Here is a 26,429-nt window from a genome sequence, read left to right as displayed (position 1 = left end):
GGCACGGTATGCTTTAAGCGCTCTCTTGCAGCGCTGCCTTTGGCACTCTAGCCTTTCAAACATAATTGGGGAGGATCGCTGAAATGTTGCCCGGCCAAAGGCGCGGATTTGAACTTGACCGCCGACTGGAGGCAGACAGTGAACCGGTGATGTGGCTGGGCCTTTGCGAGTTGCGCATCATGAATGACTGCCGTTGGCCATGGTTCCTGCTGGTGCCGCTGCGGCCCGGATCAGAGGAAATCCACGATCTCACCCCGCTCGACCAGGCGATGCTAACCTTTGAGACCAATATGGTCGCGCAGGGCCTGAAGAAAGTGACCGGCTGCACCAAGATCAATTCGGCGGCACTTGGTAATATCGTGCGTCAATTGCACGTCCATATCATCGCCAGAAATGAGGGGGATGCCGGGTGGCCAGGGCCTGTTTGGGGCTACGGCCAGCGCGAACCCTACAAGCGCGAAGATTTGCATCAGCTGGCAGAGGCCGTCAAAGCCGCGCTGTGAGCCAACAACGAGAAGTCCTGGATGAAATTTCGACTGTTTGATGCGCCGATGCGCGAACCAAGCCAGTCCGTCGGTTTCGGCGGCAATGTGATTGAGCGCCTGTCGGAAAAGCGCACGGATGATTCGGTTGAAAAGGCGCTCGCCGATCCATCGGCGCGGCTGCTTCTGATGGGTGGAGGACGCCTCTTTTTCAAAACCGAAGGTCTTGCCGCCTATCACACGCTTGCTGAAGCCCGGGATGCAGAGGCACGTCTCGCAGATGCCGTGTTGCTTGGCTTCACCCCGGAAGGACCGGTACTGGCAGCTCCGGCGGGTTTGGATGTCGAAGAGCTGCCCGAAGCTCTGAAAGCGATAGATTATCGCTCCGTCTACGCCCAAGGTATCGTGGATGCCGCCGATCTCGGCGCGCTGGCGCAGGGTGCTTCGCTGCTTGCCTGGCATTCCTCGCACCGTTTTTGCAGCAAATGCGGCCAGCCCTCGGTGATGCGCGACGGTGGCTACAAGCGCTTTTGCCCGGCCTGTGAAACGCTGCATTTTCCACGCACCGATCCGGTGGTGATCATGCTCTCGGTTTCCGGAGATCAATGTCTGCTGGGGCGCGGCGCACATTTTGCGACGAGCGTATTTTCAGCGCTTGCCGGGTTTGTGGAACCGGGAGAAACTATCGAAAACGCGGTGCGGCGCGAGACCCTCGAGGAAGCCGGCATCACGCTTGGCCGCGTCGTCTACCACGCCAGCCAGCCTTGGCCGTTTCCCTATACGCTGATGATCGGCTGCTATGGTGAGGCGCTGAACGAGAACATCACCATCGATGCGGAACTGGAGGCCTGCCGCTGGTTTGACCGCGAGGAGGTGCTATCGGCGCTGGCAGGCACACATGCAGACGGGATCATCATTCCGCCCAGCGGCGCCATAGCTCACACGCTGATCCGCGACTGGGCGGAAAGCGGGTAGCGGACAGTCAGTCTGCCACCTTCCATTCGTCGCGGGAATCGCTAGCCGGATAGACGCCCAGGATGCGCACTTCCTTGGAGAAGAAGCGCAGCTCTTCCAAGGCAAGCTTAACACTTGGATCTTCCGGGTGACCTTCAATATCGGCATAAAACAGCGTCGCGGTGAAGGCGCCCAGCTGATAGCTTTCCAACTTGGTCATGTTGACGCCGTTGGTGGCAAAGCCGCCCATCGCCTTGTAGAGGGCAGCCGGCACGTTGCGGACCCTGAAAATGAAGGTCGTCATCATCGGTGCATCGGCTGAGGGGCGCTCGATCCACTGCTTGTTTTTGGTCAGCACCACGAAGCGGGTCACGTTGGTGTCGGTGTCCTCGACATCTTCTTCCAGCATATCGAGGCCGTACAACTCAGCCGCAAGCCGGGGGGCGAGAGCCGCCATTGTGCGGTCTTTCACTTCGCTGACGAGCTTGGCTGCTCCTGCAGTATCGCCGGCAACTACTCCCTTCCAGCCATTTTTACGGATGTATTTCCGACATTGGCCCAGCGCATGAATGTGGCTGTGGACGGTCTTGATTTCGGTGCGCGCAACACCGGGCATCACCATCAGGTGAAAGTGAATCGGCAGGAAATATTCGCCGATAATGTGCAGCTTTGATTCCGGCAGCAAATGATGAATATCGGCAACACGGCCAGCTATGGTGTTTTCTATCGGGATCATCGCCATGTCGGCTTTGCCCGATTCGACCGCGTTGAAAGCGTCTTCGAAGGTGGCGCATGGCAACGGCTCCATGGCCGGAAACATGCTGCGGCAGGCGGTGTCAGAATTTGCGCCCGGTTCCCCTTGATAGGAAATTCGATTGGTGCTCGCCGCCATTATCCTGCCTTGCTATTCGAAAGAACTTCTCGGGCCCGCTCCAGATCTTCTGGCTTGTCCACTCCGAGCGGCACTGCATCGACAATCTCGACATCAATGCGCATGCCAGCCTCAAGCGCCCGCAACTGCTCCAGCCGCTCACGCAGTTCCAGCGTCGACGGCTTCAGCTCAACGAAGCGCTGGAGGGCGGCGCGGCGATAGGCATAGAGCCCTATATGATGGAAAAGCGGGCCGTCACCCCATGGCGCGGTAGCGCGGGTGAAATAGAGTGCGCGGAGACGATTTTCGTCGCCCTGCGGAGAGCCAACCACCTTGACGACATTGGGATCGGTCTTTTCGACCTCACGCGATATGGCAACGCCAAGCGTCGCTATATCGACAGCTGAGTTTTCCAGCGGGCGCAACGCCGCGCGGATTGTTTCCGGCTCGATGGTCGGCAGGTCGCCCTGGACGTTGACAACGACTTCTATTTCTTCGTGGGGATCGACAAGGCTCAAGGCTTCGAAAATCCGGTCTGAGCCGGACTCATGGTCGGCGCGGGTCATCACCGCTTCAAAGCCATGCGCGGTGACCGCCTGCTCTACGCTCTGGCTGTCGGTTGCCACGACAACTCGGCCAAGGCCGCTCGCTGCTGCGCGCTCGGCGACGTGCACAATCATCGGACGACCGGCAATGTCTGCCAGCGGTTTTCCCGGCAGTCGGGTCGAGCCCATTCGGGCGGGGATGAGGATAAGCGTCTTCATGATGAACTGACGTCGTCAAGGGTGTGGGCGTGAAAGTGTCAAAAGGTCTCACTGGATGGGCCCTTATAGGTGTTGCAACGGAATAGCAAAAGACCTAGTTTCCGCGCGATTTGACCGGTACCGTCCGGGGATGGGACAGTGGCCGCGGCTTGGAAGCATCGCTTCTCCAGACCAGCCGATTAGGGAGCCTTGGGCGTAATGGACTCGTTTGAATTCAACAAGTTGATCGGCGCGCTGCTCGGCGTGGTATTCGTTTTGTTCTCGGTCAGCCTGATCGGGGACGCGTTCTTCCACGCGCCGGCGCCCGAAAAGCCGGGCTTCATTATTGAAGCGGCGGAAGACGATGCGTCCCATGGCGGCGCTGCCGAGGCACCGGTTGAAGTGCCTATCGGCACGCTGATGGCCAGTGCCGATGCAGCCAAGGGCGAGGCCGTATTCAAGAAATGCGTGACCTGCCACACTGCCGACAAGGGTGGCGCCAACAAGACGGGTCCTAATCTGTGGGACATCGTGAACCGTCCGATCGCCAGCCATGAGGGCTTTTCCTATTCCGCCGCGATGAAGAATTTTTCAGAAGGCGGCTCGGTGGTCTGGGATTTTGACCATCTGAACCACTTCCTGCGCGCACCCCGAGCCTACATCAAGGGCACGGCGATGGGCTTTGCAGGCGACAAGAAGGACGATGAGCGCGCTGATCTGATTGCCTATCTTCGCTCGCTTTCAGACAGCCCGGCTGCGTTGCCAGAACCTGCTGCACCCGCCGCCGGGGGCACGGCTGAACCTGCCGCCGAGGGAACTGCCCCCGCAGCCGAAGGAGCCGCTCCTGCCGTAGAGGGTGCTGCACCAGCACCAGAAAACGCCGCTCCGGCCGCCGAGACGGCTCCAGCAGAATCGCCTGCTGCACAGGAAGCGCCAAAGACTGTCGAGCCTGCGCCGGCCCAGTAACGGATTTGTAATCTACCGCACCATGAAAAAGCCGGGTTCTGCCCGGCTTTTTTGTTAGTCTCTGCAGAAATTTGGTCTTGCCGGTTCCCCTGCAGGGTCAAAAAGCTAGAGTGACGAAAAGCGAGGATTGCATGACGGGATTTTTAGGCAAGGTGTTCGGGATCATCGGGGTTACTGCCGTGTTGACCGTTGGAGCCCAGGCCGAAGAACCGAAATGGCACACAACCTCGTCGCTGACCGGCCAGTCCAAATATGGCGAAGACTTCAAGCGCTATGATTATGTGAACCCCGATGCGCCCAAGGGCGGCACGCTGAACGCAGTGGCTCCCGGCACATTTGACAGCTTCAACCCCTTTATTGTGCGCGGCACGCCGGCGGCAGGCCTCAACTATCAGGGCGGGCTGCTCTACGACACGCTGATGGCGAAGGCGACCGACGAGGGAAGCACCAGCCACCCACTGATTGCCGAAGCCTATAGCTACCCCGACGACTTCTCGTCCGCCACCTACCGTCTCGACCCGCGTGCGATGTGGCATGATGGCACTCCGGTCACGGTCGAGGACGTGATCTGGTCCTTCAACTTCCTGAAGGAAACAAGCCAGCAATTCGTGCGCTACTTTGCCAATGTGACCGAGGCTGTGAAAATTTCTGATCGCGAGGTTCAGTTCAGGTTCGACCAGAAGGGCAACCGCGAACTGCCGCTGATCATGGGCGATGTGGTGGTGCTGCCAAAGCATTGGTGGGAAGGCACGGACGCCAACGGCAAGAAGCGCGATATAACGCAGCCGAGCTTGGAAATACCACTCGGGTCCGGAGCGTACAGGATAGATAGCTTTAAACCGGGCTCAGAAGTTGTGTGGTCGCGGGTGGAGGATTATTGGGGCGAAGAGGTTGCCGTCAACGTTGGGCGCAACAATTTCGACCGCCGCCGCTATATCTATATTCTCGACGACACTGCGGCTTGGGAAGCCTTCAAGAAAGGCGGCCTCCAAGACATCCGACCCGAAAACCGCTCCAGTCGCTGGGCAACCGAATACAACTTCCCAGCCGTGGCCGCCGGCGACGTGGTCAAGCGGGCGTTTGCGGATACATCCGGGCAGCCGATGCAAGCCTTTGCGCTGAACACGCGACGCCCGCAGTTTCAGGATCGCAGGGTGCGCAAGGCGCTGACCTACGCTTTCGATTTCGAGACCATGAACCGAACGCTGTTTTATGACGCTTACACGCGCACCGACAGCTATTTCGAGGGCAGTGAGCTGGCCTCCAGCGGGCTTCCCGCTGGCAGGGAACTGGAAATCCTGGAGAAATACCGGGATAAGCTGCCGCCTGAATTGTTCACCGAACCGTTCACCCTGCCGGCCTATGATACGCCGACGGCGGGCCGCGACCATCTGCGCACCGCGCTCAAGCTTTTCGCTGAAGCAGGCTGGGTGAACAAAGGCGGGAAGCTGGTCAATGAAAAGACCGGCGAGCCTTTCAAAATTGAATTTCTTGGTGATGATCCGACCGATGAGCGGGTGACCATGCCCTTCATCCAGAGCCTGCGTCGGCTCGGGATCGAGACCTCGCTGCGCATTGTCGATCCCAGCCAATATGTGAACCGCACGAACGATTTTGACTACGATGCCGTTTCAATAGTGCTGTCGCAATCTTCTTCGCCCGGCAACGAACAGCGGGAATATTGGGGCTCGAAGGCTGCCGATACACCTGGCACACGCAATCTGATGGGAATCAAGGACCCGGTGGTGGATGCGCTGGTCGAGCGCGTCATCTTCGCCACGGATCGCGACGACCTTTTGGCTGCGACCCATGCGCTGGACCGGGTCCTCCTCTGGAACTATTACGCGGTGCCCCAGTGGCACAAGGCCGAAGTCTGGATCGCCTACTGGAACAAGTTTGGTATTCCAGAACCGCAGCCTTCCTATATCGGCGCCGATCTGGATTCCTGGTGGATCGACCCGGAAAAGGAAAAAATCCTGATTGAAAAATACAAGAGCGTGAATTGACCCCGCGCGCGCGTCTCGGACGCCGGGATTTTCTCATGTTGGGCGCTGCGGCAACGCTGGCGCCGATGCTGCCGGCATTTGCGGCAAGTCCCACAGGGGTGCCGCTGCATGGGCTATCAGCCTTCGGCGAGCTAAAATACGGCCCTGATTTTCCACATTTCGACTATGTGAACCCTTCTGCACCGAAGGGCGGGCAGATGAATTTTGCCCCGCCAACCGCGCAGCTCAACCAAAGCTTTCTGACCTTTAACACGCTGAACTATCTGGTGTTGGAGGGCGACTCGCCTCCACGCATGGAATATTGCTTCGACAGCCTGATGGTGAGCGCGCTGGATGAACCGGACGCGATGTATGGCCAATTGGCCCGAGATGTGACGATCTCTGATGATCGCAACAGCTTCGTCTTCACGCTCCGGCCCGAGGCGCGGTTTCACGATGGTTCACCGCTCACCGCCGAAGATGTGGTGTTTTCGCTGAAAACCTTTCGCGAGAAGGGGCATCCGCAGCTGACTGAAACGCTCCGCTGGTTGACCGACGTGGTGGCGCGTGATGCGCATTCGGTAGAGTTGAAATTCGACGGCAAACAGTCTGCGCTTAATGTGCTCAGCATCGTGGCGATGCCGATCGTTTCGAAGGCCTATTACAGCCAGCATGATTTCTCCGCCTCGACGATGACGCCGCCGCTTGGTTCAGGTCCCTACAAAGTGGGAGCTGTCTCCGCCGGGCAGTGGGTCGAGTACCACCGGGTAGACGACTATTGGGGGCGCGACCTGCCGGTCAATCGTGGCATGTATAATTTCGACCGCATCCGGCTGGATTTCTACCGTGACCGGCAGGCCGCCTTCGAAGCTTTCAAGAAGGGCAACACGCATTTCCGCGAGGAGCATACAGCAAGCGTCTGGGCTACTGGATACGACTTTCCGGCGCTAAAGGACGGCCGCGTAATCAAGCGCGAGTTTCCCGGCGAGCAGACACCATCGATGCAGGCCGTCGCTTTGAACCAGCGGCGGCCGCAGTTTCGGGATGCAAGGGTGCGCAGGGCAGTCGCGCTATGCTTCGATTTTCAATGGGTGCGGCGCACACTGTTCTTCGGGGCTTATGACCGTTCTCAATCGACCTTCGAGCGCTCCGATTTCAAGGCAGTCGGCCTGCCCTCGCCGGAGGAACTGGCGCTGCTGGAGCCGTTGCGCGACAAGGTGCCGCCAGAGGCTTTCGGCCCGGCCATCGAACAAGCGGTTTCGGATGGATCAGGCCGCGACCGGAAGATGCTTGGCGAGGCGTCAAGGCTTTTAAGTGAAGCCGGCTGGGCGCGGGCCGGCTCGTCGGTCGTTGACGCCAAGGGCGAAAAACTGCGTATCGAGGTGCTGGCCGAGGGCGACGGAATCGTGCGGCTGTTCACGCCGTGGGTGGAAAACATGAAGGCGATCGGCATCGATGCCTTCATCCGCCAGGTAGAATCGACCCAATATGAACAGCGGATGAGCGATTATGATTTCGACATGGTGCTGTTCGCGTTCCTGATCGGCGCGACCCCGACCGTTGACGGGCTGGAGCTTCTCTATTCCTCGCGTTCAGCAGATCGGCCCGGGGCACGCAACTATCCAGGCATGAAAAGTGCTGCGGTGGATGGGCTGATCGAGGCTGCTGGCAAGGCAAAAAGCCGCGAGGAACTCGTCACTACCGTCCGCGCACTCGACCGGGTCTTGCGCGCACGGCTCGACTGGATTCCAACATACTATCTGGCGAATCACCGGGCCGCCTATTGGGACATGTTCGGGTTTCCCGAAACCAAGCCCGATTTCGGCTTTCCGGTGGAAGTGTTGTGGTGGTTTGACAAAGACAGGGCGCAGGCGATTGGCAAAGGTTGAGCAGGGCAAAACCGCAGGCGTGGAGCGACACGGCTGATGGGTGCCTATATTCTCCGGCGTGTGCTTTTGATGATCCCGACATTGTTCGGCATCATGGCTGTTTCGTTTGCCGTCATCCAGTTTGCACCTGGCGGACCTGTTGAGCAGATCATTTCAAAACTGCAGAACCCCGGTGGCGGGGATGCGCTGTCCGGTGGTGGTGGAGATACCGCCGGAGGTAGTGCGTTCGACTCAGGCGGCGGCACCCAATATCGCGGCGCGCAGGGGCTGGACCCCGAATTCATCGCCAAACTGGAAAAGCAGTTCGGTTTCGACAAACCGCCGCTGGAGCGGTTTTTCGGCATGATCTGGGATTACGCGCGCTTTGATTTTGGCGAGAGCTTTTTCCGTAAAATCTCTGTGCTCGACCTAATCCTGGAAAAAATGCCTGTTTCGATATCAATCGGACTGTGGATCACGCTTCTTTCGTACCTGATCTCCATCCCGCTCGGCATCCGCAAAGCTGTCAGCGATGGCTCATCGTTCGATGTGTGGACGAGCGGCATTGTCATCGTCGGTTACGCCATTCCGGGTTTTCTGTTTGCGATCATGCTGATGGTGCTTTTTGCCGGCGGTTCGTTTTATGACTGGTTTCCGCTGCGCGGTCTGGTATCGGACAATTTCAGTCAGTTGCCGTGGTATTCCAAGATCCTCGACTACTTCTGGCACCTTGCTTTGCCGCTGACCGCGATGGTGCTTTCGGCCTTCGCCACCACCACGCTGTTGACGAAGAATTCTTTCCTTGATGAAATCCGCAAGCAATATGTCGTCACCGCGCGCGCCAAGGGGCTGTCTGAGCGGCGGGTGCTTTACGGCCACGTGTTCCGCAATGCCATGCTGATCGTCATTGCCGGCTTTCCCGCAGCGTTCATCTCCGCCTTCTTCACGGGGTCGCTCTTGATCGAGAATATCTTCTCGCTCGATGGGCTGGGACTGCTCAGCTACAAATCGATCCTCGACCGTGACTATCCTGTGGTGTTTGCGACATTGTTCATCTTCTCGCTGATGGGTCTGGTGGTCAGCCTGGTTTCTGATCTGGTCTACACCTGGATCGATCCGCGCATTGATTTCGAACGGCGGGACGTCTGATGCCGGATCTCCAGATGGCAGCCGCAACCGAGGCCGCGCGTACAGTCACCAAACAACCGCGCCTTTCGCCAATCAACCAGCGGCGCTGGGAGAACTTTAAGGCAAACCGCCGCGGCTATTGGTCGTTGTGGATTTTCATGGTGCTATTCGTGCTGTCGCTCGGCGCAGAATTCCTGGCCAATGACAGGCCGCTTCTGGTGCACTTCAAGGGCGAGTTCTACGCCCCAATCTTCACCGATTATGACGAGGCGACGTTCCTTGGCGATGAGGGCTTTTTGCCAGTCGCCGATTTTCGCATGCCAATCGTGCAGGATGCCGTTGCTGAAAACGGCTGGGCCATCTGGCCGCCGATCCGCTATTCATATCGCACCACCAACAATGAGATCCCGGACGCCGCACCCGCCAAGCCGTCATGGCTGTACAGCAAGGACGAGCGCTGCGTGCGCTATGCCGAAGGGGTGGCCGACAGCAACTGCAATCTCGGCAACTGGAACTGGCTTGGTACCGACGACCAGGCCCGCGATGTTTTGGCCCGCGTCATTTACGGGTTCCGCGTCTCGGTGCTGTTCGGGCTCATCCTCACTGCTGCCTCGACGGTGATCGGCGTTGTTGCGGGCGCTGTCCAGGGCTATTTTGGCGGCTGGACGGACCTTCTGTTCCAGCGCTTCATCGAGATCTGGTCGGCCATCCCAGTCCTCTACCTAATCCTCATCATCTCAGCCGTCTTGCCGCCGGGCTTCTTCGTGCTGCTCGGCATCATGCTGGCTTTTTCCTGGGTCGCGCTGGTGGGCGTGGTGAGGGCCGAATTTTTAAGGGCACGCAATTTCGAATATGTGAATGCGGCGCGCGCGCTCGGCGTGCCCAACCGCACGATCATGGTGCGCCATCTGTTGCCCAATGCCATGGTGGCGACGCTGACCTTCCTGCCGTTCATCCTCAACGGGTCGATCTCGACATTGACGGCACTTGATTTTCTGGGTTTCGGCCTGCCTCCGGGCGCTGCCTCGCTCGGCGAACTGCTGAAGCAGGGTCAGCGCAACCTCAATGCGCCCTGGCTCGCCATGACCGGCTTCTTCACGCTGTCGATCATGCTGTCGCTGCTGATCTTCATTGGCGAGGCGACACGCGATGCCTTTGATCCGCGCAAGACGTTCAAATGAGTGGAGCGCTATGGTATAATTCCGCCAGATTTCTACCGTGGATCAGGCAATGGGCATGAACATAAAAAATGCGGCGGTCGAGAAGTTGGCGCGGGAAGTCGCTGCCACAACCGGCGAAACCATGACTGCTGCAATCCAGACTGCGCTTGAAGAACGGCTGGAACGACTACACAAACAGCGCGATGTTGCGGAGCGTAAGCGACAGCTGAGAAAAATCTTGGCGCGGCTACCTGCGCCCCCTGCGGGCATGACCAGCGACCACGGCTTCCTCTACGATGAATTTGGCCTGCCCAAATGATCGTTGACGCCTCTGCAATTCTGGCGGTCTTGCTGTTTGGCAAGGGGAAGCACGAAGCGCGCCTCAATCCAGGTGACTGCTTTGCCTATGCGTTGGCCAAGGCCCGTGGCGAGCCCCTGCTCTTCAAGGGCTCAGACTTCATTCATACCGATATCGAGGCCGTCCTGTGAGTAAGCCCCTTCTTTCCGTGCGCGAACTTTCGGTCGCCTTTGCGCAAGGGGGCAAGGAGAGCCTGGCTGTCGATCGCATATCCTTCGACATCTCCAAGGGCGAGACTGTCGCGCTGGTGGGGGAGAGCGGGTCGGGCAAATCGGTGTCCGCGCTTTCGGTGCTTAAGCTGTTGCCCTATCCGACGGCCAGCCATCCTACCGGGCAGATCCTGTTTAACGGCATTGATCTCATGGCGGCCAGCGAGAACGATCTGCGCAAGGTACGCGGCAATGACGTGACGATGATCTTCCAGGAGCCGATGACGTCGCTCAACCCGCTCCACACAATCGAAAAGCAGATCGGCGAGGTGCTCGCGCTGCACCGGGGCATGCGCGATGCGGCGGCTCGCAAACGCACTATCGAGCTGTTGAACGAAGTCGGCATCCGCGATCCCGAAAAGCGGCTTGATGCCTATCCGCACCAACTGTCGGGCGGACAGCGCCAGCGCGTGATGATTGCTATGGCGCTTGCAAACGAGCCTCAGCTCTTGATTGCCGATGAACCGACCACCGCGCTCGACGTCACCGTTCAGGCACAGATTCTGGAACTACTTGGCGAACTCAAGACCAAGAACGGCATGTCGATGCTGTTCATCACCCATGACCTTGGCATCGTGCGCAAGATTGCAGACCGGGTCTGCGTAATGACCGGCGGCAAGATTGTCGAAACCGGCCCCACCGCAGAAATTTTTGCCAATCCGCAGCACGAATATACCCGGCATCTTCTCGCTGCCGAGCCTAAAGGCGCGCCGCCAAAATCCGACGCGAATGCCGAGACTGTCATGCGCGGCAATGACATCAAGGTATGGTTCCCGATCAAGCAGGGGTTCTTTCGCAAGACGGTTGATCATGTGAAGGCCGTTGATGGCATCGACGTCACGGTAAAGGTTGGGCAGACCCTTGGCGTGGTGGGCGAAAGCGGTTCGGGTAAGACGACGCTCGGGCTTGCACTGGCGCGGATGATTTCATCAGAAGGCCGCATTCATTTCGCCGGACGCGACATCGACAGCCTTTCGTTCAATGAGATGCGGCCGCTGAGGCGCGAACTGCAGATCGTGTTTCAGGACCCGTTCGGGTCGCTGAGCCCGCGCATGTCGATTGCCGAAATCGTTGCCGAGGGCCTCACCATCCATGAACCCGCGCTGACCGCAGGCGAGCGCGACGAACGGGTGGTGGATGTGCTTCAGGAAGTGGGCCTCGATCCGCAGACCCGGCACCGCTATCCGCACGAGTTTTCGGGCGGGCAGCGCCAGCGCGTCGCGATTGCGCGTGCCATGGTTTTGAAGCCGCGCTTTGTCATGCTGGATGAGCCGACTTCGGCGCTCGACATGAGTGTGCAGGCGCAGGTGGTCGACTTGCTGCGCAGCCTGCAGGCGAAACATAACCTGGCATACCTGTTCATCAGCCACGATTTGCGGGTGATCCGGGCGTTGGCCAATGATGTCATCGTCATGCGCAACGGCCAGATCGTGGAATATGGCCCGTCGGATCAGATTTTTGACAATCCGCAAACCGACTACACCAAAGCGCTGATGTCGGCTGCGTTCCGGCTCGAAACCTCTGACGCGCAGGAGATCTCCCAGTAGGAAGCGGTTCGGGCTGCGTCGCGAAACGTGCCTGGCTTGTGCCGGATAAATCACCGCTCAGCGCCCTGCCGTGAGACCCGTCTAGGCGCTCGCCATCAGCCTCTTGAGTGCGCTGCGGATGATAGCGCGGTGGAATGGCATTACAGCAGCAAGATAGACGCGGCCGGCGATATTGTGCCGGCGGATCATCGTCGTCAATTTGATCCGCTGGCGCTCCGGACCGGCCGGCGAGAGGTCGACGATCACGCGGAAATCAAGATGGCGGTCATCGAAGCCTCCGACGAAGCGCGCCGGCGTCTCAGAGACGACCGGGAAAATGCCGACCATGTCGCGCCTCGGCAATCGGTTTGCGCCTTTCAATCCGAGCGGCAGGACAACAAGATTGCGCAGTAATAGGAGCGGCTTCGTCCAGGCAGGAAATGCGCGAACCATGGCTTCTGCTGCGAGGCGGGCGGTATCGAACGGCCGCGCGGTCTCCGCCGTATAGGCATCCGCCCAGTCCGCGCCTTCGAGCGCCGGATCGGGCAGTCGCACCGGCACCGTGTCTACCGAAACCGTCATCGTCCGCCTCCGAGCCCGCCAGCCTACTGTGCCAACGCACCGAGATGAGCATTGTCGGCGGCTTCCTTCAAGCTGGCGAAAGCGCGCAGCCTGCAAGATGGCGACCCTCGCTTATTGTGCTGGCAGGCAAAAGGCTGGAATGCTGGCCGCAGCCGATATCAGTTCGCACGCCGGAGGCTTGCCTTCATGCTTTACACTACCAGTCACGGCGTGCACGATTGGAGGGAGCGGGCATGCGATTCATTCGGCTCGCGGCAGGCTTGCTGAATATTTTTTGCGTAGGAGTTCCGGTGGACAAGGGTCGAGTTCTGCTTTCAGTCACTGGGTTTCACCCGCAGCGCTGGTACGATTTGCTCTCCAAAGATCGCGAAGTCATCCTGGAACCCGAGGGCGACGGCGATCCTTCCATCACCTATGCCGTGGTGTGGAAGCAGCGGCCAAACCTGCTTGCCGGTCTTCCCAACTTGCGCGCCATTTTTTCCATCGGAGCCGGGGTCGATCATTTGTTTCAGGACCCCAATGTTCCAGATGTGCCAATCGTGCGCGTGGTCGATCCCAATCTGTCTCAACATATGAGCGAATACGTCATGTGGCGGGTGATGGACCACCACCGCCAAGGTGCGCTGTTGCGCGCGCAACAGACGCGCAAGCTATGGCACGAACCTATGCAGAGCGTGGCAAGCGACGTCAGCGTCGGCATCATGGGGCTTGGACAACTAGGCCGCACGGCCGCAAAAGCGCTGCTTGGCCTTGGATTCACAGTGAATGGCTGGACGCGGAGGTCAACTGATATGGCGGGGGTCACCGCTTTTCATGGTGAGGCGGGGCTCACCCCGTTTCTCAACGCCACGGATATTTTGGTGGTGCTGCTGCCGCTAACCCCCGATACGGAGGGGCTCGTCAACTACGATCTTCTGGGCAAACTCCGCCGAGACAACCGGCTGGGTGGCGCGGTGCTCATCAATGCCGGGCGTGGCAAGCTGCAAAGGGATGCCGATATCGCCCGCGCGCTTGACGATGGCACGCTGAAGGAAGCCAGCCTCGACGTGTTCCAGACCGAACCGCTTCCGGAGACCAGCCCGCTGTGGAACCATCCAAAGGTGTTTGTGACCCCGCATGCGGCCGCCACCTCAGATCCCACGCATCTGGTGGGGCCCATGCTGGCACAGATGGACGCTTTTGAGCGTGGTGAGCCGCTCTACAACCTTGTGGACCGACAGGCTGGCTACTGAGCGCTTATAGCCTGCGGAAGCCGGTGGGCAGTTTGTACAGGTAAGAAATCCGCTCCACTGCGTCCCGCAAGGGTTCACGCGAGACCTGCATGGAATGGCCGCTGGCGTGAAGGATATTTTCGGCGTCCGTCAGGATTGCCACGTGGCCCTGCCAGAAGACAAGATCGCCACGCTTTAGGTGTTCGTAGTTCGTGCCGGGATCGATCGGCGTTCCGATGGTCGTGGACTGCATGTCGGTGTCGCGCAGCACAGCGTGGCCAGCCATGTGCATCGAGAGTTGAACCAGACCCGAGCAATCAATGCCGAAGCCGGTGACGCCACCCCAAAGATAGGGTGTGTTCAAAAGCGTTTCCGCGACCGACACGAAATCGCTGTTTTGCTCCCCGACAGACCGGAGATGCGACAGGACGACCGCCTCACCTGACGGCAGCAGGCCAAAGCGCGTGCCACGCGTTTCAGCCTCGCCGGCTATTGCGACGCGCGATCCGATCGACAGATGGCCTGTGCGTGGCAGTTTCATGTCCGGACCTGGATAAATGAAGGTTCTGGGCACATGCACGATGTGGCTGGTCGCGCCTGTCGATGCCCCCAGCGCTTTATCCGCGACATAGCCCACATAACCGTCGCGGACTGCCTGCACCCACGCCCAGCCTTCGGTTTCCTCGAAGATAATCACGTCCTCGCCACACAGAAGTTGCGTATCCAGCCCGGCATCGGGGCGGGGCGCGCGGCGCAAATCTGCTACTGCTGTGCCGATACGCGCCGGACGGCCGGCAACGAACTTGCTGGCGGCAACCGAACCGCGAAGCCTTTCGTCGGCAAGATCGTCTCGAAATGCATGCAGCCTTTTGTCATGCAGGGTCATAGGGGCAGTTCTCCGCCTTTTGCGATGATGATATCGCCAAAGCGCTCCACGAACAAAGCCCCTTCGAGCGTCCGCTTGATCAGCACATTTCGCTTGTCGCGTTCGTCGCGGTGGCGCGAGACGAATTTCAGTGCACCCATTGTGTCCAGCGCACGTGTAATCACCGGCTTGGTCACACCAAGCCGAGCCGCAAGCGCACGCACCGTGTGGGGCGGCGGATCAAGGTAAATCGACAGCAGGATCGATATCTGGCGCATCGTCAGGTCTGGCGCATCGCTGCGCACGCCTTCCAAAGCTACCTGCTGCCACAGCCGCAGGGCCTGGCTTGGACGCATATGAACCACCATAGGCCTAAGCATCCCCGAAAAATGTTTCGGTTCCGTTATATCTGGCTGGCTCTCGCAACTCCAGAAAAAGAATCTCGGCTTCCCTCAGTCCGGCGACCCAGGCTCAAGCGTAGCGCTGGGCCAACAGACGGTCGAGCGCGCGAATGGCCTGCGCTTCGCCACCGATCGGACAGTGCGGCCTGTCGACCGGGCTCCATCCGAAAACGTCGAAATGGGCCCAGGTCTGTGCTTTTTCGACAAAGCGCTTGAGGAACAAGGCGGCGGTGACCGATCCGGCAAAGCCATCGCTGGTCACGTTATTCATATCAGCAATGCGCGAGAACAGTTTTGCACTGTAGGGTTTCCACAGCGGCATGCGCCACACCGGATCGGCGACAGCGCGGGAAAGCGACGCAAGCTCATCGGCGAAGGCATCATCATCGGTGTAGAACGGTGGCAGGTCGGGACCAAGCGCCACGCGGGCAGCACCCGTCAGGGTAGCCATATCGATCAGCATCTGTGGGGTTTCTTCGTCGGCAAGCGACAGGGCGTCGGCGAGAACGAGGCGACCCTCGGCATCGGTGTTGCCGATCTCGACGGTGATGCCCTTGCGGCTTTGAAGCACGTCGCCAGGGCGAAACGCATTGCCCGCGATAGCATTCTCAACCGCCGGGATGAGAACCCTAAGGCGCACCGGCAATCGGGCAGCCATAATCATGGATGCCAGCCCGAGCACGTTGGCCGCGCCGCCCATGTCCTTTTTCATCAACAGCATGCCACTGGCCGGCTTGATGTCGAGACCGCCAGTGTCGAAGCAGACACCCTTGCCGACCAGCGTAACCTTTGGCGCGCCCTGTTGGCCCCAGGAAAGATCAATCAGTCGCGGTGCCTGTTCCGCGGCACGACCGACCGCGTGGATCATTGGGAAATTCTTGGCCAGAAGCTCATCGCCCAGAATGACCGAGACATCGGCGCCATGATTGGCGGCAAGCGACCGAACGGCGGCTTCGAGCGCATCGGGACCCATATCGCTGGCCGGCGTGTTGATCAGATCGCGGGCGAGGTAAACGCCATCCACCGTGCGTGCGATGCGGGCGCGATCAGCTCCTTGCGGAACGACCAGAGAAAGCATTGGCGACTGTTTGCGACCGTAGCGGGTGAAACTGTAGCCGCCCAACGCCAGACCTATTGCGGCATGATCGGGATCTGCTGGAGGGTTTGCAAAATACCAGTCGCCGGCGGGGAGTTTTGTTGCCAGCGCACCTGTTTGCAGGAGCGCGAAGGGATCACGTCCATTGCCCGTTCCAAGCACCGCCCCGGCGATTTGGCCGCCCTCACCTGGAAGAACAACTACCCGCTCAGCCTGACCTAAAAAGCCGTTCGCCTCCGCCCATGCCAAATGTGCGGGGGCCAGACCCGATCGCTCAAGACCTTCTTCGCCGACTAGATGGATGGGCAGTGCATTTTCGGATTTGGCTTCGACGAAAGTGACGGGCATGTGGACGCTCTATCCATACTTGGTTGGCGGTCAGGAATCGCTTCTTAACCATTGGTTAGGGTTAACAGATTATTTCTTCGGATGGGTAGACGGCTCCTTCAAAAGGACCCGTACGGGATATGGAGGCCCGGCGCCGATATGACCAATCGCCACAACAATTCAAAACTCCTCCTCTTGTCGGCAGCGGTGCTCGCGACCACAATCCTGTCGGGTTGCGCACGCGACAAGATGACCACGGGATCAGTCTCGCGCAGTGCAGACCGCAATTATGCGAATATGTCTGCTGGCCAGCTCAGCAGCGCGGCAGACTCCGTTGGCCAAGCTTATTCCAAGAATCCAAACGACAAGGCCACAGCGCTCCGCTATGGTAATGTGCTGCAAATGGAAGGCAAGACTGACCAGTCACTGGCTGTGATGCGTAAGCTTGCCATTGCCCTGCCAACCGACCGCGACGTGCTTGCCGCCTATGGCAAGGCGCTTGCTGCATCTGGCCAACTGCAACCGGCTCTGGATGCCGTTCGCCGCGCGCAGACGCCTGAATATCCCGACTGGAAACTGTTCTCGGCCGAAGGTGCCATTCTCGATCAGATGGGTGATACGCGAGGCGCGCGGACACTGTACCGGAAGGCACTCGATCTCAAGCCAAATGAACCATCGGTCACGTCGAACCTCGGCATGTCCTATGTTCTCGAGGGCGACCTCAAAACCGCTGAAACCTACATGCGTACCGCGGCCCAGACGCCTGGCGCCGACAGCCGGGTGCGGCAAAACCTTGCGCTGGTGGTGGGTCTTCAGGGCCGCTTCCAGGAGGCCGAACAGATCGCCTCTCAGGAACTCTCGCCAGACCAGGCGCAAGCCAATGTCGCCTATCTGCGCACGATGCTGGCCCAGCAGAATGCCTGGAGCCAGATCAAAGCAGACGAAAAGAAAACGCCTTAGTTTTTTCGCTGCCTGCAGCGCTCTACCTTCACGTTTTGGATGCTCGACCGGATCAACCGCTCTGCAGCGCGAGCGCCTGCATAATGGCCGGGCCAAGAATGACCGCAAATAGCACAGGCAGGAAGAAAAGAATCATCGGCACGGTGAGCTTGGGCGGCAGAGCAGCAGCCTTTTTTTCTGCCTCGTTCATACGCATTTCACGGCTTTCCTGCGCGAGCACTCGCAGCGCCTGAGCGACCGGCGTACCGTAGCGCTCGGCCTGAACCAACGCCTGGGCTACCGATTTGACGGTGTCCAGACCGGTACGGCCAGCCAGATTGTCGTAAGCTACCTTACGGTCCTGCAGGAATGAAAGTTCGGCGTTTGTCAGGACCAGCTCTTCTGCAAGCTCGACCGACTGCATGCCAATTTCCTCTGATACGCGACGGAATGCGGCTTCGACCGACATGCCGCTTTCCACGCAGATCAGAAGCAGGTCCAGTGCGTCTGGCCATGCACGCTGGATCGACTTCTTGCGTTTCGCAGCACGGTTGTTGACGAAAACTATCGGCGCGTAAAAACCGCCATACGCGGCAAAGACGCAAACCAGACCCTTCACATAGATCGGCTGGTCAGGAATATAACCCAAACCGAAAATCATGACGGCGGCAAGCGCAAGGCCGGCAAACGGCAAAACAAGCCTGAAAAACAGGAAGCGCGTGAGGGGGTTTTGACCGCGAAAGCCAGCGGTCTTCAGCTTGGTCAGCGTGCCCTCATCAACCAGCGCCCGACGCAAATCAAGGCGGTCGACGATTGCGCGCATTCCGATGGACTGTTCTTCGCGCAATCCCTTGCGCCGACGATCGGACTCGGCCGCAAGTCTTGCCCGCTGTTTGGCGCGAAGCTCATCGCGCTCAAGAGCCACGGCCTTCATACGCGCCTTCATGGGATCGCCAGAGAAGGCGGGAATGACCGTGAAAACGGTAGCAAACACCGCAATCGCTACCAGAAGCGCGATCAGGAATGCCGGATCGATAAAAGCTTTAACGACCTGATCGGACATGGTGCTAGACCTCGAAATTCATCATCTTGCGCATCACCATGATGCCCATCGACATCCAGACAAGCGAACAGCCTAGGATCATGTTTCCCGTGCTCGTGGTGAACAGGGGCATGATGTATGCGGGACTTGTGAGGAAGACTAGGAAGCCGACCAGGAATGGTAACGCGCCGATAATGGCGGCGGAGGCCTTGGCCTCCATGGAGAGCGCCTGTATCTTGGCCTTCATCTTCTTGCGGTCGCGCAAAACACGCGAAAGGTTGCCCAAGGCTTCAGCAAGATTGCCGCCTGCCTGTTGTTGAATCTGGATAACGATGCCGAAAAATCCGGCTTCCGGACAAGGCATGGTTTCACCCATTCGCATCGCGGCTTCCGGTATCGACATGCCCACTTGCTGTGCCTCGACGATCCGCCGGAATTCTGAACGGACGGGTTCGGCTGAATCGGTAGAGATCAGCTTGATACCGTCGTTTAGTGGAAGACCCGACTTCACCGCCCGGATGATCACATCGAGTGCGTTGGGGAATTCTTCCAGAAATGCTTTGACGCGGCGGCCCCGCCAAAAGCTGATGACCCAGCGTGGAAGTCCTACCGATCCTGCGAGCAATGCGCCTGGAAGGACGATCAGCGGCGCCCCGAACACGAAGGCCAGAAACGTCACCACCAGTCCGGAAATAGCAGAGTAGATATAAAATCTTCTGACTGTCGTGCGCATTCCTGCCTGACGCAATTGGATGCGGAGCGGCGGCTTCTTAATATTGCGGTCTTTCGCCTTTTGCTTGTTGTCCAGTTCCTTCAGCGTGTCTTCAACACCTTTTCGGCGTTTGGCCACTTCAGCAACCTTGTCTCGCGATGCCTTTACGTTGGCACGTTCCGTGTCGGACCGCCTTACTGTTGCGAGCCGCTTGCCTGCCTGCTTTTCATGCGCCATCGACTGGAACAGAAATGCATAGGCAACAGCGCCTGCGCTGCCTCCGGCCAGGAGAATAAAAGCTAATGTTGAAGCGTCGATGCCAAACATCTGGATCCCCTGCCTAATCGGCGCTCTTCTCCATGGCTTCGAGCGCTGCGGCCAGCCGCTGCTCTTCACCATAGTATCGGGCACGGTCCCAGAACTTCGGCCGGGCTATGCCGGTAGAGACATGCTCGCCAATAAGCTTGCCGCCCGCGTCCTCGCCCTTGATGTTGTACAACACAAGATCCTGCGTGATGACGACGTCGCCTTCCATGCCGATCACTTCGGTGATGTGGGTGATGCGGCGCGAGCCATCGCGCAGGCGGGCAGCCTGGATGATGACGTCGACTGAGCCCACGACAATCTCACGCACGGTCTTCTGAGGCAGGGTGAAACCGCCCATCGCGATCATCGATTCAATACGGTTCAGACATTCGCGCGGCGAGTTGGAGTGGATGGTGCCCATCGAACCGTCATGGCCGGTGTTCATTGCCTGCAGCAGATCGAACACTTCAGGTCCGCGCACTTCGCCGACGATGATGCGTTCGGGACGCATACGCAGGCAATTTTTGACGAGATCGCGCATGGTTATCTCGCCTTCGCCCTCAAGGTTTGGCGGGCGGGTTTCAAGGCGCACGACATGCGGCTGTTGCAGTTGCAACTCGGCCGAATCCTCACAGGTGATAACGCGTTCGTCACGATCAATGTAGTTGGTCAGGCAGTTCAGCAGGGTCGTTTTGCCCGAGCCGGTACCACCGGAAATGACAATGTTGCAGCGAACGCGGCTGATGATCTTGAGAACTTCGGCACCTTCCGGCGATATCGCCCCAAACCTCACCAGTTGATCGAGAGTGAGTTTGTCCTTCTTGAATTTTCGAATAGTGAGCGCCGTACCGTCGATGGCAAGCGGTGGGGCGATGACGTTAACACGAGATCCATCCGGCAGTCGGGCATCGCAGATTGGGCTCGATTCATCGACGCGACGGCCGACCTGGCTGACGATGCGCTGGCAGACATTGAGCAATTGCTGATTGTCTCGAAAGCGGATACCGGTCGGCTCGACCTTGCCGTTGACTTCGATAAAGACATGCCGCGAGCCGTTGACCATGATGTCGGCGATGTCGTCACGGGCGAGCAGCGGCTCCAGCGGCCCGTAACCCAGAACATCATTGCAGATATCCTCGAGCAGTTCTTCCTGCTCGGCGATGGTCATGGCAAAATTCTTGATGGCTACAATATCATTGACGATGTCGCGGATTTCTTCGCGGGCATTGTCGGGAGCGAGCTTGGCAAGTTGCGACAGATCGATCGTGTCGATCAGGGCCGAAAACACCTGCGATTTGGTATCGTAATAGCTCTCGCTGCGTTCACGCTGCGACGACCGCGGCTGTGGCGCCAACGGGGGCGGTGAGGCCACCGGTTTGCGAGCCGCTGCCGGGGGTGAGGATGCCTGTGGTGTCGCGACCGGCGCTTTTGGAGCTAGTGCTGTTTCTACCGCTACGTCGCTGTTGCCAGTCGGCACAGCAGGCGTTGCCGGTCGAAATTCCGGGGTCGACCGGCTGTCGTTGCCTCGTTTGCCAAACATGCTCAATTACCGCCCGCGTCCAGTCATTTCTTTTTGCGATTGAGCCTGCCCAAGAGATCTCCAAGACCTGATTTCTTCTTGGTCTTGGTCTCACTGCGGCCGGTCAGCACATGCGCTATGTCGTTGAACATCTGAACGACAGCGTGTTTGCCATCCATTTCACCGATCATGCGTCCGTTATTGGAGGCATTGCCAAACAATTGCGGGTCAAAGGGGATGATCGCCATCGGTTCAATACCAAGAGGTTCTGCGAAATCGGTGGCGGAAATTTCCGGTCGCTTCGGAATGCCTACCTGATTGATGACCAGCTTTGGCGGGGTGTCATTGGGCCGAAGCTTGCGCAGCATGTCGACGAGGTTCTTGGTGTTGCGAAGGTTGGCAAGTTCGGGCGTCGCCGTGATGACAATCTCATCCGCACGGGTCAGCGTGTTCTTGGTCCATCCATTCCATGCATGGGGAACATCGAGCACCAGAAGCGGAACACTGCGCTGTGCAGTGTCGATCAGATGGGCGAACGCATCGGGCTCGAAATCATAGACGCGTTCCAGTGTGGAAGGCGCTGCCAGCAGGGACAACTGGGTCGAACACTGAGCGAGCAGCCGGTCGAGATAGACTTCATCTATTCGCTCCGGCGCGAAAACGGCCTCAGCGATACCCTGGGCTGGGTCCTGATCGAAATTGATATTAGCGGTGCCAAACGGCAGGTCCATATCGGCCACCAGCACTTCGGAGCCGAACAAGGTCGACATACTCCAGGCCAGATTATGCGCTATCGTCGAGGACCCTACCCCGCCTTTGGCACCTATAAAGGCGACCGAACGGCCAATCGGTGCAGCTTCGGGATCGACGAAAATCGTAGCGATGACACCCACGATGTCAGCCATCGACATTGGGGCTACGACATATTCGGAAATGCCAGAGCGGATGAGCTCCCGGTAGAGCCAGACGTCATTGTAGTGGCCGATTACCACCACCTTTGTGGTGGGGTCGCAGAATTCCGCCAACTGGCCGAGTGATTCAAGGAGTTCTTTCGGCTCCGCCCTCGATTCCAGAATTATCAGATTTGGTGTCGGCGCGCTTTGGTAGAATTCGATCGCGGTTGCCAACCCGCCCATGTGCACCTTGAGATGCGCCTTGGACATGCGCCGGTCTTCGCCTGCCCGTTCGATCGGATTGGCGACGCTTTCGGTTTCGCAGAAGGCCTGGATCGATATCCGTGGAATCGGCCGCAGCGCGCTCATTTGCGCGATGTCCGTGTTCGACCATTCCTGGTCACCTGTGCCGGGTTCGTAAGCCAGATTGCTCATGTGAATTCCCTCGACTTCGGCGGCATCTTAATACTCAACTTCCTGCGCCGGCACCGCGTGGTAGTACGGCGCGTTGCGGTACCCATCGATGGCGACACCCCGACGCCCTGCATCGATAGGACTTGGTTTGCGGGGGCCAAGGAGATCGGCCGGGTTGGCTATCTGGGCTGCCAGATTGTTCTGATAGGAACAGCCAAAATTGGCGTAGTGCTTGTTTTCTTCGGTGTTAGCGATGTCTTCGGGCCAGCGACCGCATTTGCCTGTCTGCGCGCGCATGGCCGAGAAAGCGACGCGAATTGGAGCCGATGTGTCCGCCGAGCCGCCCTGATAAGACAGGATGGCAACCCGCGAGGCGGGTACGCCAGTTTGTTTGGCGAACCGTGCGAAGTCGCCCGCAGCATGGGACGCTGCGGAGGCATTGGCGGACCCTTCGGGCACCAGAATTCGTAGTACCGGGGCAGCTGAACGGTCGTAGTTGGCCAAGAAGCCTTCCAGCGACACCTGCTGCGGCTTGGTCATGCCGCGATCGCTGATGCCAACTGGCAGGTCCAGCGTTTCTTCTTTCTCGGCAATCACTATCGGATGGTTGGTGCGGTAGTCGTCGGGAACCGAACCCACCGTGATGCTGTCGCGCTTTGCGCAGCCTGCGAGCAGGACCACTGCAAAGATTGCCAGAAGCGAGGCGGAGCGAGCAGTTCTGCCGGCTGAGGATTTCATCGTATCGGACATGCCCACACCCTCGGTCACTTGTAGATGTAGCCGACTACCCCGTGGTAGCGGCCGTTTGGTTTGTTGGTCTGCATCGTGCCGTAGACGCGGTTGACGCGGCCGAGGAACATCCCGGCACCGTCGCTTGCCGCGTTGAAATTATCATCGGGCTTGGCCAGTTCATTGCGCGCCACGGGCCGGGAGAGATATGGCGTGACGATGATGACGAGCTCGGTTTCGTTGCGGACAAAGTCGCGGCTGCGGAAAAGCGTTCCCAGGACGGGGATTTTAGATAGGCCAGGATACCCACTGATGACCTGGCGTATATCGTCCCGAACGAGACCAGCGATCATCATCGACCCGCCTGATGGCAGCTCGACCGTGGTGTCGGCCAGACGCCTGCGGATCGACGGCAACATCACAGCGCCGCCCTTGCCGGTCGAGCCGGTTCCGGGCGATTCGTTTGTCGGTTCGGAAACCTGCGTCCGAACTTTAAGGCTGATGCGGCCCGGAGACAGAACGACCGGCTGAAACTCGAGGCCAATGCCGTATTCGATCTTGGCGTATTTATATCCACCTGGCTCCTCGGCGCCATTCTCGCCTTTGGAAGGAGGAGACGCTTCCTGCAGCAGGTTGAATTCACCGCCGACGCGGAACGTCGCCTTTTCACCGGACACAGCCGTCAAGGTGGGTTCAGCCAACGTTTTCATGACGCCCGACTGTTCCATCGCCTGAAGATAGCCCGACAGGGCGGACGTCGCGAGGTTCACACCTGAAGTAGCGATCTTCGGATTCAGAGGTCCGAGATTTTCGCTGATGGCTCCCCAGCTGATGCCGTTGCTGGAGCCGTTTGCGAGCATCCCCACATTGAGCTGCTTCATAACATTTCGGCTGATCTCGGCGATTGTAACTTTTAGCGTCACCTGATCTTCGCCGATGATCTTGATCATGTTGATGATCGCGCTCTGTTGGCGGTCCTGATCGGGGTTGTTGATATCAACTCCGCCGTTGGACGAGCCACCTGCAGCAGTCTGCGCGTACTGGCCAGTCGTGGCCTCGCCACCGGTGACAAACGCCTTTGCCAGCTGGACCGCGCGGGAAGCATCAAGCGGTGTGTCGACGGTGCCAGTCAGAACCACGTTGTCGTTCAGCAGCTCAACCTTGATGTCCGATCCAGGGATGAATCGCCCGAGATAGTCTTCGAGGCCGGCAACATCGCGTTCGATAGCCAGATCGAGGTTTGCAATTTGCTCGCCATTAGGACCGAACACAAAAATGTTGGTTTCGCCGACCTGCTTGCCAAATAGGTAGATGCGACGTGCCGAGCGCGTCACCGCGTCGGCAACACTCGGATTGGCGACGAGGATATCATAGGCGTCCGCAGGAAGGTCGATGACCACCGACTTGTTCAATCCAAGCTTGACGCGCTGTGCGCCGCTTGACTTGCTGATCTTCGTGGTGCCCGCCTCTGCACTGCCGGCTGTGAATATTCCGGATGGAACCGCCAGGAAGCCGACCATGGCCAATGCTACGGGCAAGCGGCCTATCAGCGTTTGCCGTGATGGCAGTATCTTGCTCATCGTGGGTTTCATTTCCGTGCTCCCACTTCTGAAACTTCGCCGGATTTGATCAATCGAACTGTGCCGCGGCGACCATTGCCTGACACAAGGTAGTCGCCGTCGCTGGCAGGCGTTTCCTGAGCGTCAGCAATCGGGCGCAGCGCTAATGTCAGGCGATCTGCCATCTGCTGGGCGACCGTGATGATCTCGGATTGCTGCGGAGTCAGCTCCAGTGTGGCGGTCTCGCCGACTTTTACCTTGCCGCCTTCTTCATCTTCCTGGATCGCCTGATCGACGGCCAAAACCCGGATATTCTTCAAGATGGTTTCTGTGATGAAGCTTTCGCCGCTGCTGCCGGCGGTGACCGACTGCGAGCGCCGCGTCATGATGACGTCGACATAATCGTTGGGAAGGATAAAGCCACCTGCGGATGTGTCGGCGGCAATGCGCGTCGCCACCGCTCTCATCCCGGATGGGAGAATCGACGACATGAAACTCTGTCCTGCTCCGATGAGCTTGGCATTGCGCAGCGGTTCACCCTTGTACATAGCTACGCGGGCGATGGATCCCTTGAGTTTTTCGATTGCTTCGGCGTCCGCATCGCGCGTGATGAAGCCTTCGCTTACTGTGTCTGCGGGCCACGCCTGCCAGCTCAATTGGCCATCCACCGTTGCACCCATCGGGATATCGCCCGAGACGACAAGAACTTCGGTCAGCGCAAGCGCCGGCTTGTCTGGAATGACGATTGATGCGGGCTGTGGGGCCGCTGCCATATTCTTGGCGATGTAACCGGCACCGCCGGCTGCAGCCACTGCAAAGCTCAAAATGATAAGTCGTGATGCCGCCATAACGGTTCCCTGCTCCGAACCAACCCTAGCCCGTGCAGGAGATTGCAGCGTCAATCGTCAAATTACGGTTAATGCAATGCTTATATTCGTGATTAATTTTGGGTTTACGCAGGTTGTATCGAACACAAGGCGGCGCGGCGCGCTGTAACCCCTAGAACTGCAGGCGCTCTATCATCCATGCGCCCAACACTGTGTCAGGGTAGGCGATCAAACCACCTATTGCCAACGCGATGCCGTAGGGAACTCCTGCACTTTCATCGCCGAAATGCCGGAGAAACGTGTTGTTGGCGTAGCGACCAGCGAATGGTGACTTTCTGTAGATGATGATGGCGACCGTGAGAATTCCACCCAACACGGCTGAGTTGACGAGGTATTCGACCAGTTGCAGGTTAAGGCCGATCCAGACTGCTGTGGATGCAAGCAACTTGACGTCTCCGCCCCCCATCACCCCGAATGCGAAAAGTGCCATGCCTGCTATCAGCAGAATGGCACCCGCGCCCAGATGCAAGGCCAGAACCGACCATTCCGCTCCTGTAAAGGGAGCGACCAGGAGGAACGTTGCCAGAAGGACAATTGACACGAGATTGGCAATCGTCATGGACAGGATGTCTGTCGCCGCGGCGTAAGCCATGCACAAAGGGAAAATGAGAAAAATCGCTATCGTGAGCATGATCGACCCGACATTGGAGATGCCCTAGTTTTACGCATTCGGCTTTAAACAAGGATGAATTTCCAT

At 58.7% G+C, this 26,429-nt stretch carries 25 protein-coding genes and 1 pseudogene; 12 read left to right on the top strand and 14 right to left on the bottom strand.

The genetic code is table 11. From position 1 onward, the window contains the following. Nucleotides 1–83 precede the first annotated feature (83 nt). Nucleotides 84–503, top strand: a complete 420-nt coding sequence (locus GA830_RS07360; RefSeq protein WP_195164401.1) for an HIT domain-containing protein — start codon at nucleotides 84–86, stop codon at nucleotides 501–503. Nucleotides 504–524: 21 nt separating this feature from the next. Beyond that, on the top strand, nucleotides 525–1,457 hold the full coding sequence (gene nudC / locus GA830_RS07355; protein ID WP_195164400.1) for an NAD(+) diphosphatase: 933 nt from the start codon (nucleotides 525–527) through the stop codon (nucleotides 1,455–1,457). Nucleotides 1,458–1,464: 7 nt separating this feature from the next. Here nudC and GA830_RS07350 read toward each other — a convergent pair whose 3' ends face one another. Both GA830_RS07350 and GA830_RS07345 read right to left on the bottom strand, forming a co-directional pair. Beyond that, nucleotides 1,465–2,328: a prephenate dehydratase gene (locus GA830_RS07350; RefSeq protein ID WP_195164399.1), complete on the bottom strand. Its 864-nt coding sequence runs from the start codon at nucleotides 2,326–2,328 to the stop codon at nucleotides 1,465–1,467. Then, the gene (locus GA830_RS07345) at nucleotides 2,328–3,071 is read right to left on the bottom strand and encodes a 3-deoxy-manno-octulosonate cytidylyltransferase (protein ID WP_195164398.1); all 744 of its coding nucleotides are present in this window, start codon (nucleotides 3,069–3,071) and stop codon (nucleotides 2,328–2,330) included. Before GA830_RS07345 ends, GA830_RS07350 begins: the two co-directional genes overlap by 1 nt. 198 nt (nucleotides 3,072–3,269) lie before the next feature. Between GA830_RS07345 and GA830_RS07340 the strand changes: the two genes are divergently transcribed. The 8 genes and pseudogenes from GA830_RS07340 to GA830_RS07305 all read left to right on the top strand — a co-directional run bounded on the left by GA830_RS07340 (nucleotide 3,270) and on the right by GA830_RS07305 (nucleotide 12,271). Then, complete coding sequence (locus tag GA830_RS07340) at nucleotides 3,270–4,016, top strand: c-type cytochrome (protein WP_195164397.1); 747 nt, start codon at nucleotides 3,270–3,272, stop codon at nucleotides 4,014–4,016. Nucleotides 4,017–4,147: 131 nt separating this feature from the next. Further along, nucleotides 4,148–6,022, top strand: coding sequence for an extracellular solute-binding protein (locus tag GA830_RS07335; protein WP_195164396.1), 1,875 nt, complete (start codon nucleotides 4,148–4,150; stop codon nucleotides 6,020–6,022). A 35-nt stretch (nucleotides 6,023–6,057) separates the two neighbouring features. Next, nucleotides 6,058–7,890, top strand: coding sequence for an extracellular solute-binding protein (locus tag GA830_RS07330; RefSeq protein WP_195164395.1), 1,833 nt, complete (start codon nucleotides 6,058–6,060; stop codon nucleotides 7,888–7,890). Nucleotides 7,891–7,926: 36 nt separating this feature from the next. After that, nucleotides 7,927–9,018, top strand: coding sequence for a microcin C ABC transporter permease YejB (locus GA830_RS07325; protein WP_195164394.1), 1,092 nt, complete (start codon nucleotides 7,927–7,929; stop codon nucleotides 9,016–9,018). Further along, complete coding sequence (locus GA830_RS07320; RefSeq protein WP_195164393.1) at nucleotides 9,018–10,178, top strand: ABC transporter permease; 1,161 nt, start codon at nucleotides 9,018–9,020, stop codon at nucleotides 10,176–10,178. Before GA830_RS07325 ends, GA830_RS07320 begins: the two co-directional genes overlap by 1 nt. 55 nt (nucleotides 10,179–10,233) lie before the next feature. Next, the gene (locus tag GA830_RS07315) at nucleotides 10,234–10,476 is read left to right on the top strand and encodes a type II toxin-antitoxin system VapB family antitoxin (protein WP_195164392.1); all 243 of its coding nucleotides are present in this window, start codon (nucleotides 10,234–10,236) and stop codon (nucleotides 10,474–10,476) included. 23 nt (nucleotides 10,477–10,499) lie between these two features. Then, nucleotides 10,500–10,646 (top strand): annotated as a pseudogene (locus tag GA830_RS07310) (type II toxin-antitoxin system VapC family toxin); the annotation flags it as partial. Then, a complete protein-coding gene (locus GA830_RS07305; RefSeq protein ID WP_195164391.1) occupies nucleotides 10,643–12,271 on the top strand; it encodes an ABC transporter ATP-binding protein in 1,629 nt (542 codons plus the stop codon). The pseudogene GA830_RS07310 and the gene GA830_RS07305, both read left to right, overlap by 4 nt. Before the next feature lie 81 nt (nucleotides 12,272–12,352). Here GA830_RS07305 and GA830_RS07300 read toward each other — a convergent pair whose 3' ends face one another. Continuing rightward, a complete protein-coding gene (locus tag GA830_RS07300; protein ID WP_195164390.1) occupies nucleotides 12,353–12,832 on the bottom strand; it encodes a DUF2867 domain-containing protein in 480 nt (159 codons plus the stop codon). Nucleotides 12,833–13,122: 290 nt separating this feature from the next. Here GA830_RS07300 and GA830_RS07295 point away from each other — a divergent pair, with 290 nt between their 5' ends. Then, nucleotides 13,123–14,064, top strand: coding sequence for a 2-hydroxyacid dehydrogenase (locus GA830_RS07295; protein WP_195164389.1), 942 nt, complete (start codon nucleotides 13,123–13,125; stop codon nucleotides 14,062–14,064). A 4-nt stretch (nucleotides 14,065–14,068) separates the two neighbouring features. On the opposite strand, the gene GA830_RS07290 is transcribed toward GA830_RS07295, so the two are convergent. From GA830_RS07290 to GA830_RS07280, 3 genes are all read right to left on the bottom strand, one after another. Then, nucleotides 14,069–14,929 (bottom strand): C40 family peptidase, encoded by an 861-nt coding sequence (locus GA830_RS07290; protein ID WP_195164388.1) that lies wholly within the window; start codon nucleotides 14,927–14,929, stop codon nucleotides 14,069–14,071. Continuing rightward, nucleotides 14,926–15,276, bottom strand: a complete 351-nt coding sequence (locus GA830_RS07285; protein ID WP_195164387.1) for a MarR family transcriptional regulator — start codon at nucleotides 15,274–15,276, stop codon at nucleotides 14,926–14,928. The genes GA830_RS07290 and GA830_RS07285 overlap by 4 nt, the downstream gene beginning before the upstream one ends. Nucleotides 15,277–15,379: 103 nt before the next feature. Then, nucleotides 15,380–16,753, bottom strand: a complete 1,374-nt coding sequence (locus GA830_RS07280) for a leucyl aminopeptidase family protein (RefSeq protein ID WP_195164386.1) — start codon at nucleotides 16,751–16,753, stop codon at nucleotides 15,380–15,382. Nucleotides 16,754–16,891: 138 nt separating this feature from the next. Between GA830_RS07280 and GA830_RS07275 the strand changes: the two genes are divergently transcribed. Continuing rightward, nucleotides 16,892–17,692: a tetratricopeptide repeat protein gene (locus GA830_RS07275; protein WP_195164385.1), complete on the top strand. Its 801-nt coding sequence runs from the start codon at nucleotides 16,892–16,894 to the stop codon at nucleotides 17,690–17,692. Between the two features lie 52 nt (nucleotides 17,693–17,744). Here GA830_RS07275 and GA830_RS07270 read toward each other — a convergent pair whose 3' ends face one another. The 8 genes from GA830_RS07270 to GA830_RS07235 all read right to left on the bottom strand — a co-directional run bounded on the left by GA830_RS07270 (nucleotide 17,745) and on the right by GA830_RS07235 (nucleotide 26,363). Continuing rightward, on the bottom strand, nucleotides 17,745–18,734 hold the full coding sequence (locus GA830_RS07270; RefSeq protein WP_195164384.1) for a type II secretion system F family protein: 990 nt from the start codon (nucleotides 18,732–18,734) through the stop codon (nucleotides 17,745–17,747). A 4-nt stretch (nucleotides 18,735–18,738) separates the two neighbouring features. Then, a complete protein-coding gene (locus tag GA830_RS07265) occupies nucleotides 18,739–19,752 on the bottom strand; it encodes a type II secretion system F family protein (protein WP_195164383.1) in 1,014 nt (337 codons plus the stop codon). Nucleotides 19,753–19,765: 13 nt separating this feature from the next. Beyond that, the gene (locus GA830_RS07260) at nucleotides 19,766–21,271 is read right to left on the bottom strand and encodes a CpaF family protein (protein ID WP_195164382.1); all 1,506 of its coding nucleotides are present in this window, start codon (nucleotides 21,269–21,271) and stop codon (nucleotides 19,766–19,768) included. 23 nt (nucleotides 21,272–21,294) lie between these two features. Next, complete coding sequence (locus GA830_RS07255) at nucleotides 21,295–22,578, bottom strand: AAA family ATPase (RefSeq protein WP_195164381.1); 1,284 nt, start codon at nucleotides 22,576–22,578, stop codon at nucleotides 21,295–21,297. Nucleotides 22,579–22,605: 27 nt separating this feature from the next. Continuing rightward, on the bottom strand, nucleotides 22,606–23,307 hold the full coding sequence (locus GA830_RS07250) for a CpaD family pilus assembly protein (protein WP_195164380.1): 702 nt from the start codon (nucleotides 23,305–23,307) through the stop codon (nucleotides 22,606–22,608). A 14-nt stretch (nucleotides 23,308–23,321) separates the two neighbouring features. Continuing rightward, nucleotides 23,322–24,878: a type II and III secretion system protein family protein gene (locus tag GA830_RS07245; RefSeq protein ID WP_374939299.1), complete on the bottom strand. Its 1,557-nt coding sequence runs from the start codon at nucleotides 24,876–24,878 to the stop codon at nucleotides 23,322–23,324. Further along, nucleotides 24,875–25,693, bottom strand: a complete 819-nt coding sequence (gene cpaB, locus GA830_RS07240) for a Flp pilus assembly protein CpaB (protein ID WP_195164379.1) — start codon at nucleotides 25,691–25,693, stop codon at nucleotides 24,875–24,877. The genes GA830_RS07245 and cpaB overlap by 4 nt, the downstream gene beginning before the upstream one ends. Nucleotides 25,694–25,844: 151 nt before the next feature. Then, nucleotides 25,845–26,363 (bottom strand): A24 family peptidase, encoded by a 519-nt coding sequence (locus tag GA830_RS07235; protein WP_195164378.1) that lies wholly within the window; start codon nucleotides 26,361–26,363, stop codon nucleotides 25,845–25,847. Nucleotides 26,364–26,429 lie beyond the last annotated feature (66 nt).

Source organism: Mesorhizobium sp. NBSH29, from assembly GCF_015500055.1.
GTDB lineage: Bacteria > Pseudomonadota > Alphaproteobacteria > Rhizobiales > Rhizobiaceae > Neomesorhizobium.
This window is presented reverse-complemented; position numbering and strand designations above follow the sequence as displayed.

Excerpts from the sequence above, each read along its gene's own strand:
- GA830_RS07360 (WP_195164401.1), top strand. The coding sequence starts at position 84 with ATGTTGCCCGGCCAAAGGCGCGGATTTGAACTTGACCGCCGACTGGAG.
- nudC (WP_195164400.1), top strand. The coding sequence starts at position 525 with ATGAAATTTCGACTGTTTGATGCGCCGATGCGCGAACCAAGCCAGTCC.
- GA830_RS07350 (WP_195164399.1), bottom strand. The coding sequence starts at position 2,328 with ATGGCGGCGAGCACCAATCGAATTTCCTATCAAGGGGAACCGGGCGCA.
- GA830_RS07345 (WP_195164398.1), bottom strand. The coding sequence starts at position 3,071 with ATGAAGACGCTTATCCTCATCCCCGCCCGAATGGGCTCGACCCGACTG.
- GA830_RS07340 (WP_195164397.1), top strand. The coding sequence starts at position 3,270 with ATGGACTCGTTTGAATTCAACAAGTTGATCGGCGCGCTGCTCGGCGTG.
- GA830_RS07335 (WP_195164396.1), top strand. The coding sequence starts at position 4,148 with ATGACGGGATTTTTAGGCAAGGTGTTCGGGATCATCGGGGTTACTGCC.
- GA830_RS07330 (WP_195164395.1), top strand. The coding sequence starts at position 6,058 with ATGTTGGGCGCTGCGGCAACGCTGGCGCCGATGCTGCCGGCATTTGCG.
- GA830_RS07325 (WP_195164394.1), top strand. The coding sequence starts at position 7,927 with ATGGGTGCCTATATTCTCCGGCGTGTGCTTTTGATGATCCCGACATTG.
- GA830_RS07320 (WP_195164393.1), top strand. The coding sequence starts at position 9,018 with ATGCCGGATCTCCAGATGGCAGCCGCAACCGAGGCCGCGCGTACAGTC.
- GA830_RS07315 (WP_195164392.1), top strand. The coding sequence starts at position 10,234 with ATGAACATAAAAAATGCGGCGGTCGAGAAGTTGGCGCGGGAAGTCGCT.
- GA830_RS07300 (WP_195164390.1), bottom strand. The coding sequence starts at position 12,832 with ATGACGGTTTCGGTAGACACGGTGCCGGTGCGACTGCCCGATCCGGCG.
- GA830_RS07290 (WP_195164388.1), bottom strand. The coding sequence starts at position 14,929 with ATGACCCTGCATGACAAAAGGCTGCATGCATTTCGAGACGATCTTGCC.
- GA830_RS07285 (WP_195164387.1), bottom strand. The coding sequence starts at position 15,276 with ATGGTGGTTCATATGCGTCCAAGCCAGGCCCTGCGGCTGTGGCAGCAG.
- GA830_RS07280 (WP_195164386.1), bottom strand. The coding sequence starts at position 16,753 with ATGCCCGTCACTTTCGTCGAAGCCAAATCCGAAAATGCACTGCCCATC.
- GA830_RS07275 (WP_195164385.1), top strand. The coding sequence starts at position 16,892 with ATGACCAATCGCCACAACAATTCAAAACTCCTCCTCTTGTCGGCAGCG.
- GA830_RS07270 (WP_195164384.1), bottom strand. The coding sequence starts at position 18,734 with ATGTCCGATCAGGTCGTTAAAGCTTTTATCGATCCGGCATTCCTGATC.
- GA830_RS07265 (WP_195164383.1), bottom strand. The coding sequence starts at position 19,752 with ATGTTTGGCATCGACGCTTCAACATTAGCTTTTATTCTCCTGGCCGGA.
- GA830_RS07260 (WP_195164382.1), bottom strand. The coding sequence starts at position 21,271 with ATGTTTGGCAAACGAGGCAACGACAGCCGGTCGACCCCGGAATTTCGA.
- GA830_RS07255 (WP_195164381.1), bottom strand. The coding sequence starts at position 22,578 with ATGAGCAATCTGGCTTACGAACCCGGCACAGGTGACCAGGAATGGTCG.
- GA830_RS07250 (WP_195164380.1), bottom strand. The coding sequence starts at position 23,307 with ATGTCCGATACGATGAAATCCTCAGCCGGCAGAACTGCTCGCTCCGCC.
- GA830_RS07245 (WP_374939299.1), bottom strand. The coding sequence starts at position 24,878 with ATGAAACCCACGATGAGCAAGATACTGCCATCACGGCAAACGCTGATA.
- cpaB (WP_195164379.1), bottom strand. The coding sequence starts at position 25,693 with ATGGCGGCATCACGACTTATCATTTTGAGCTTTGCAGTGGCTGCAGCC.
- GA830_RS07235 (WP_195164378.1), bottom strand. The coding sequence starts at position 26,363 with ATGCTCACGATAGCGATTTTTCTCATTTTCCCTTTGTGCATGGCTTAC.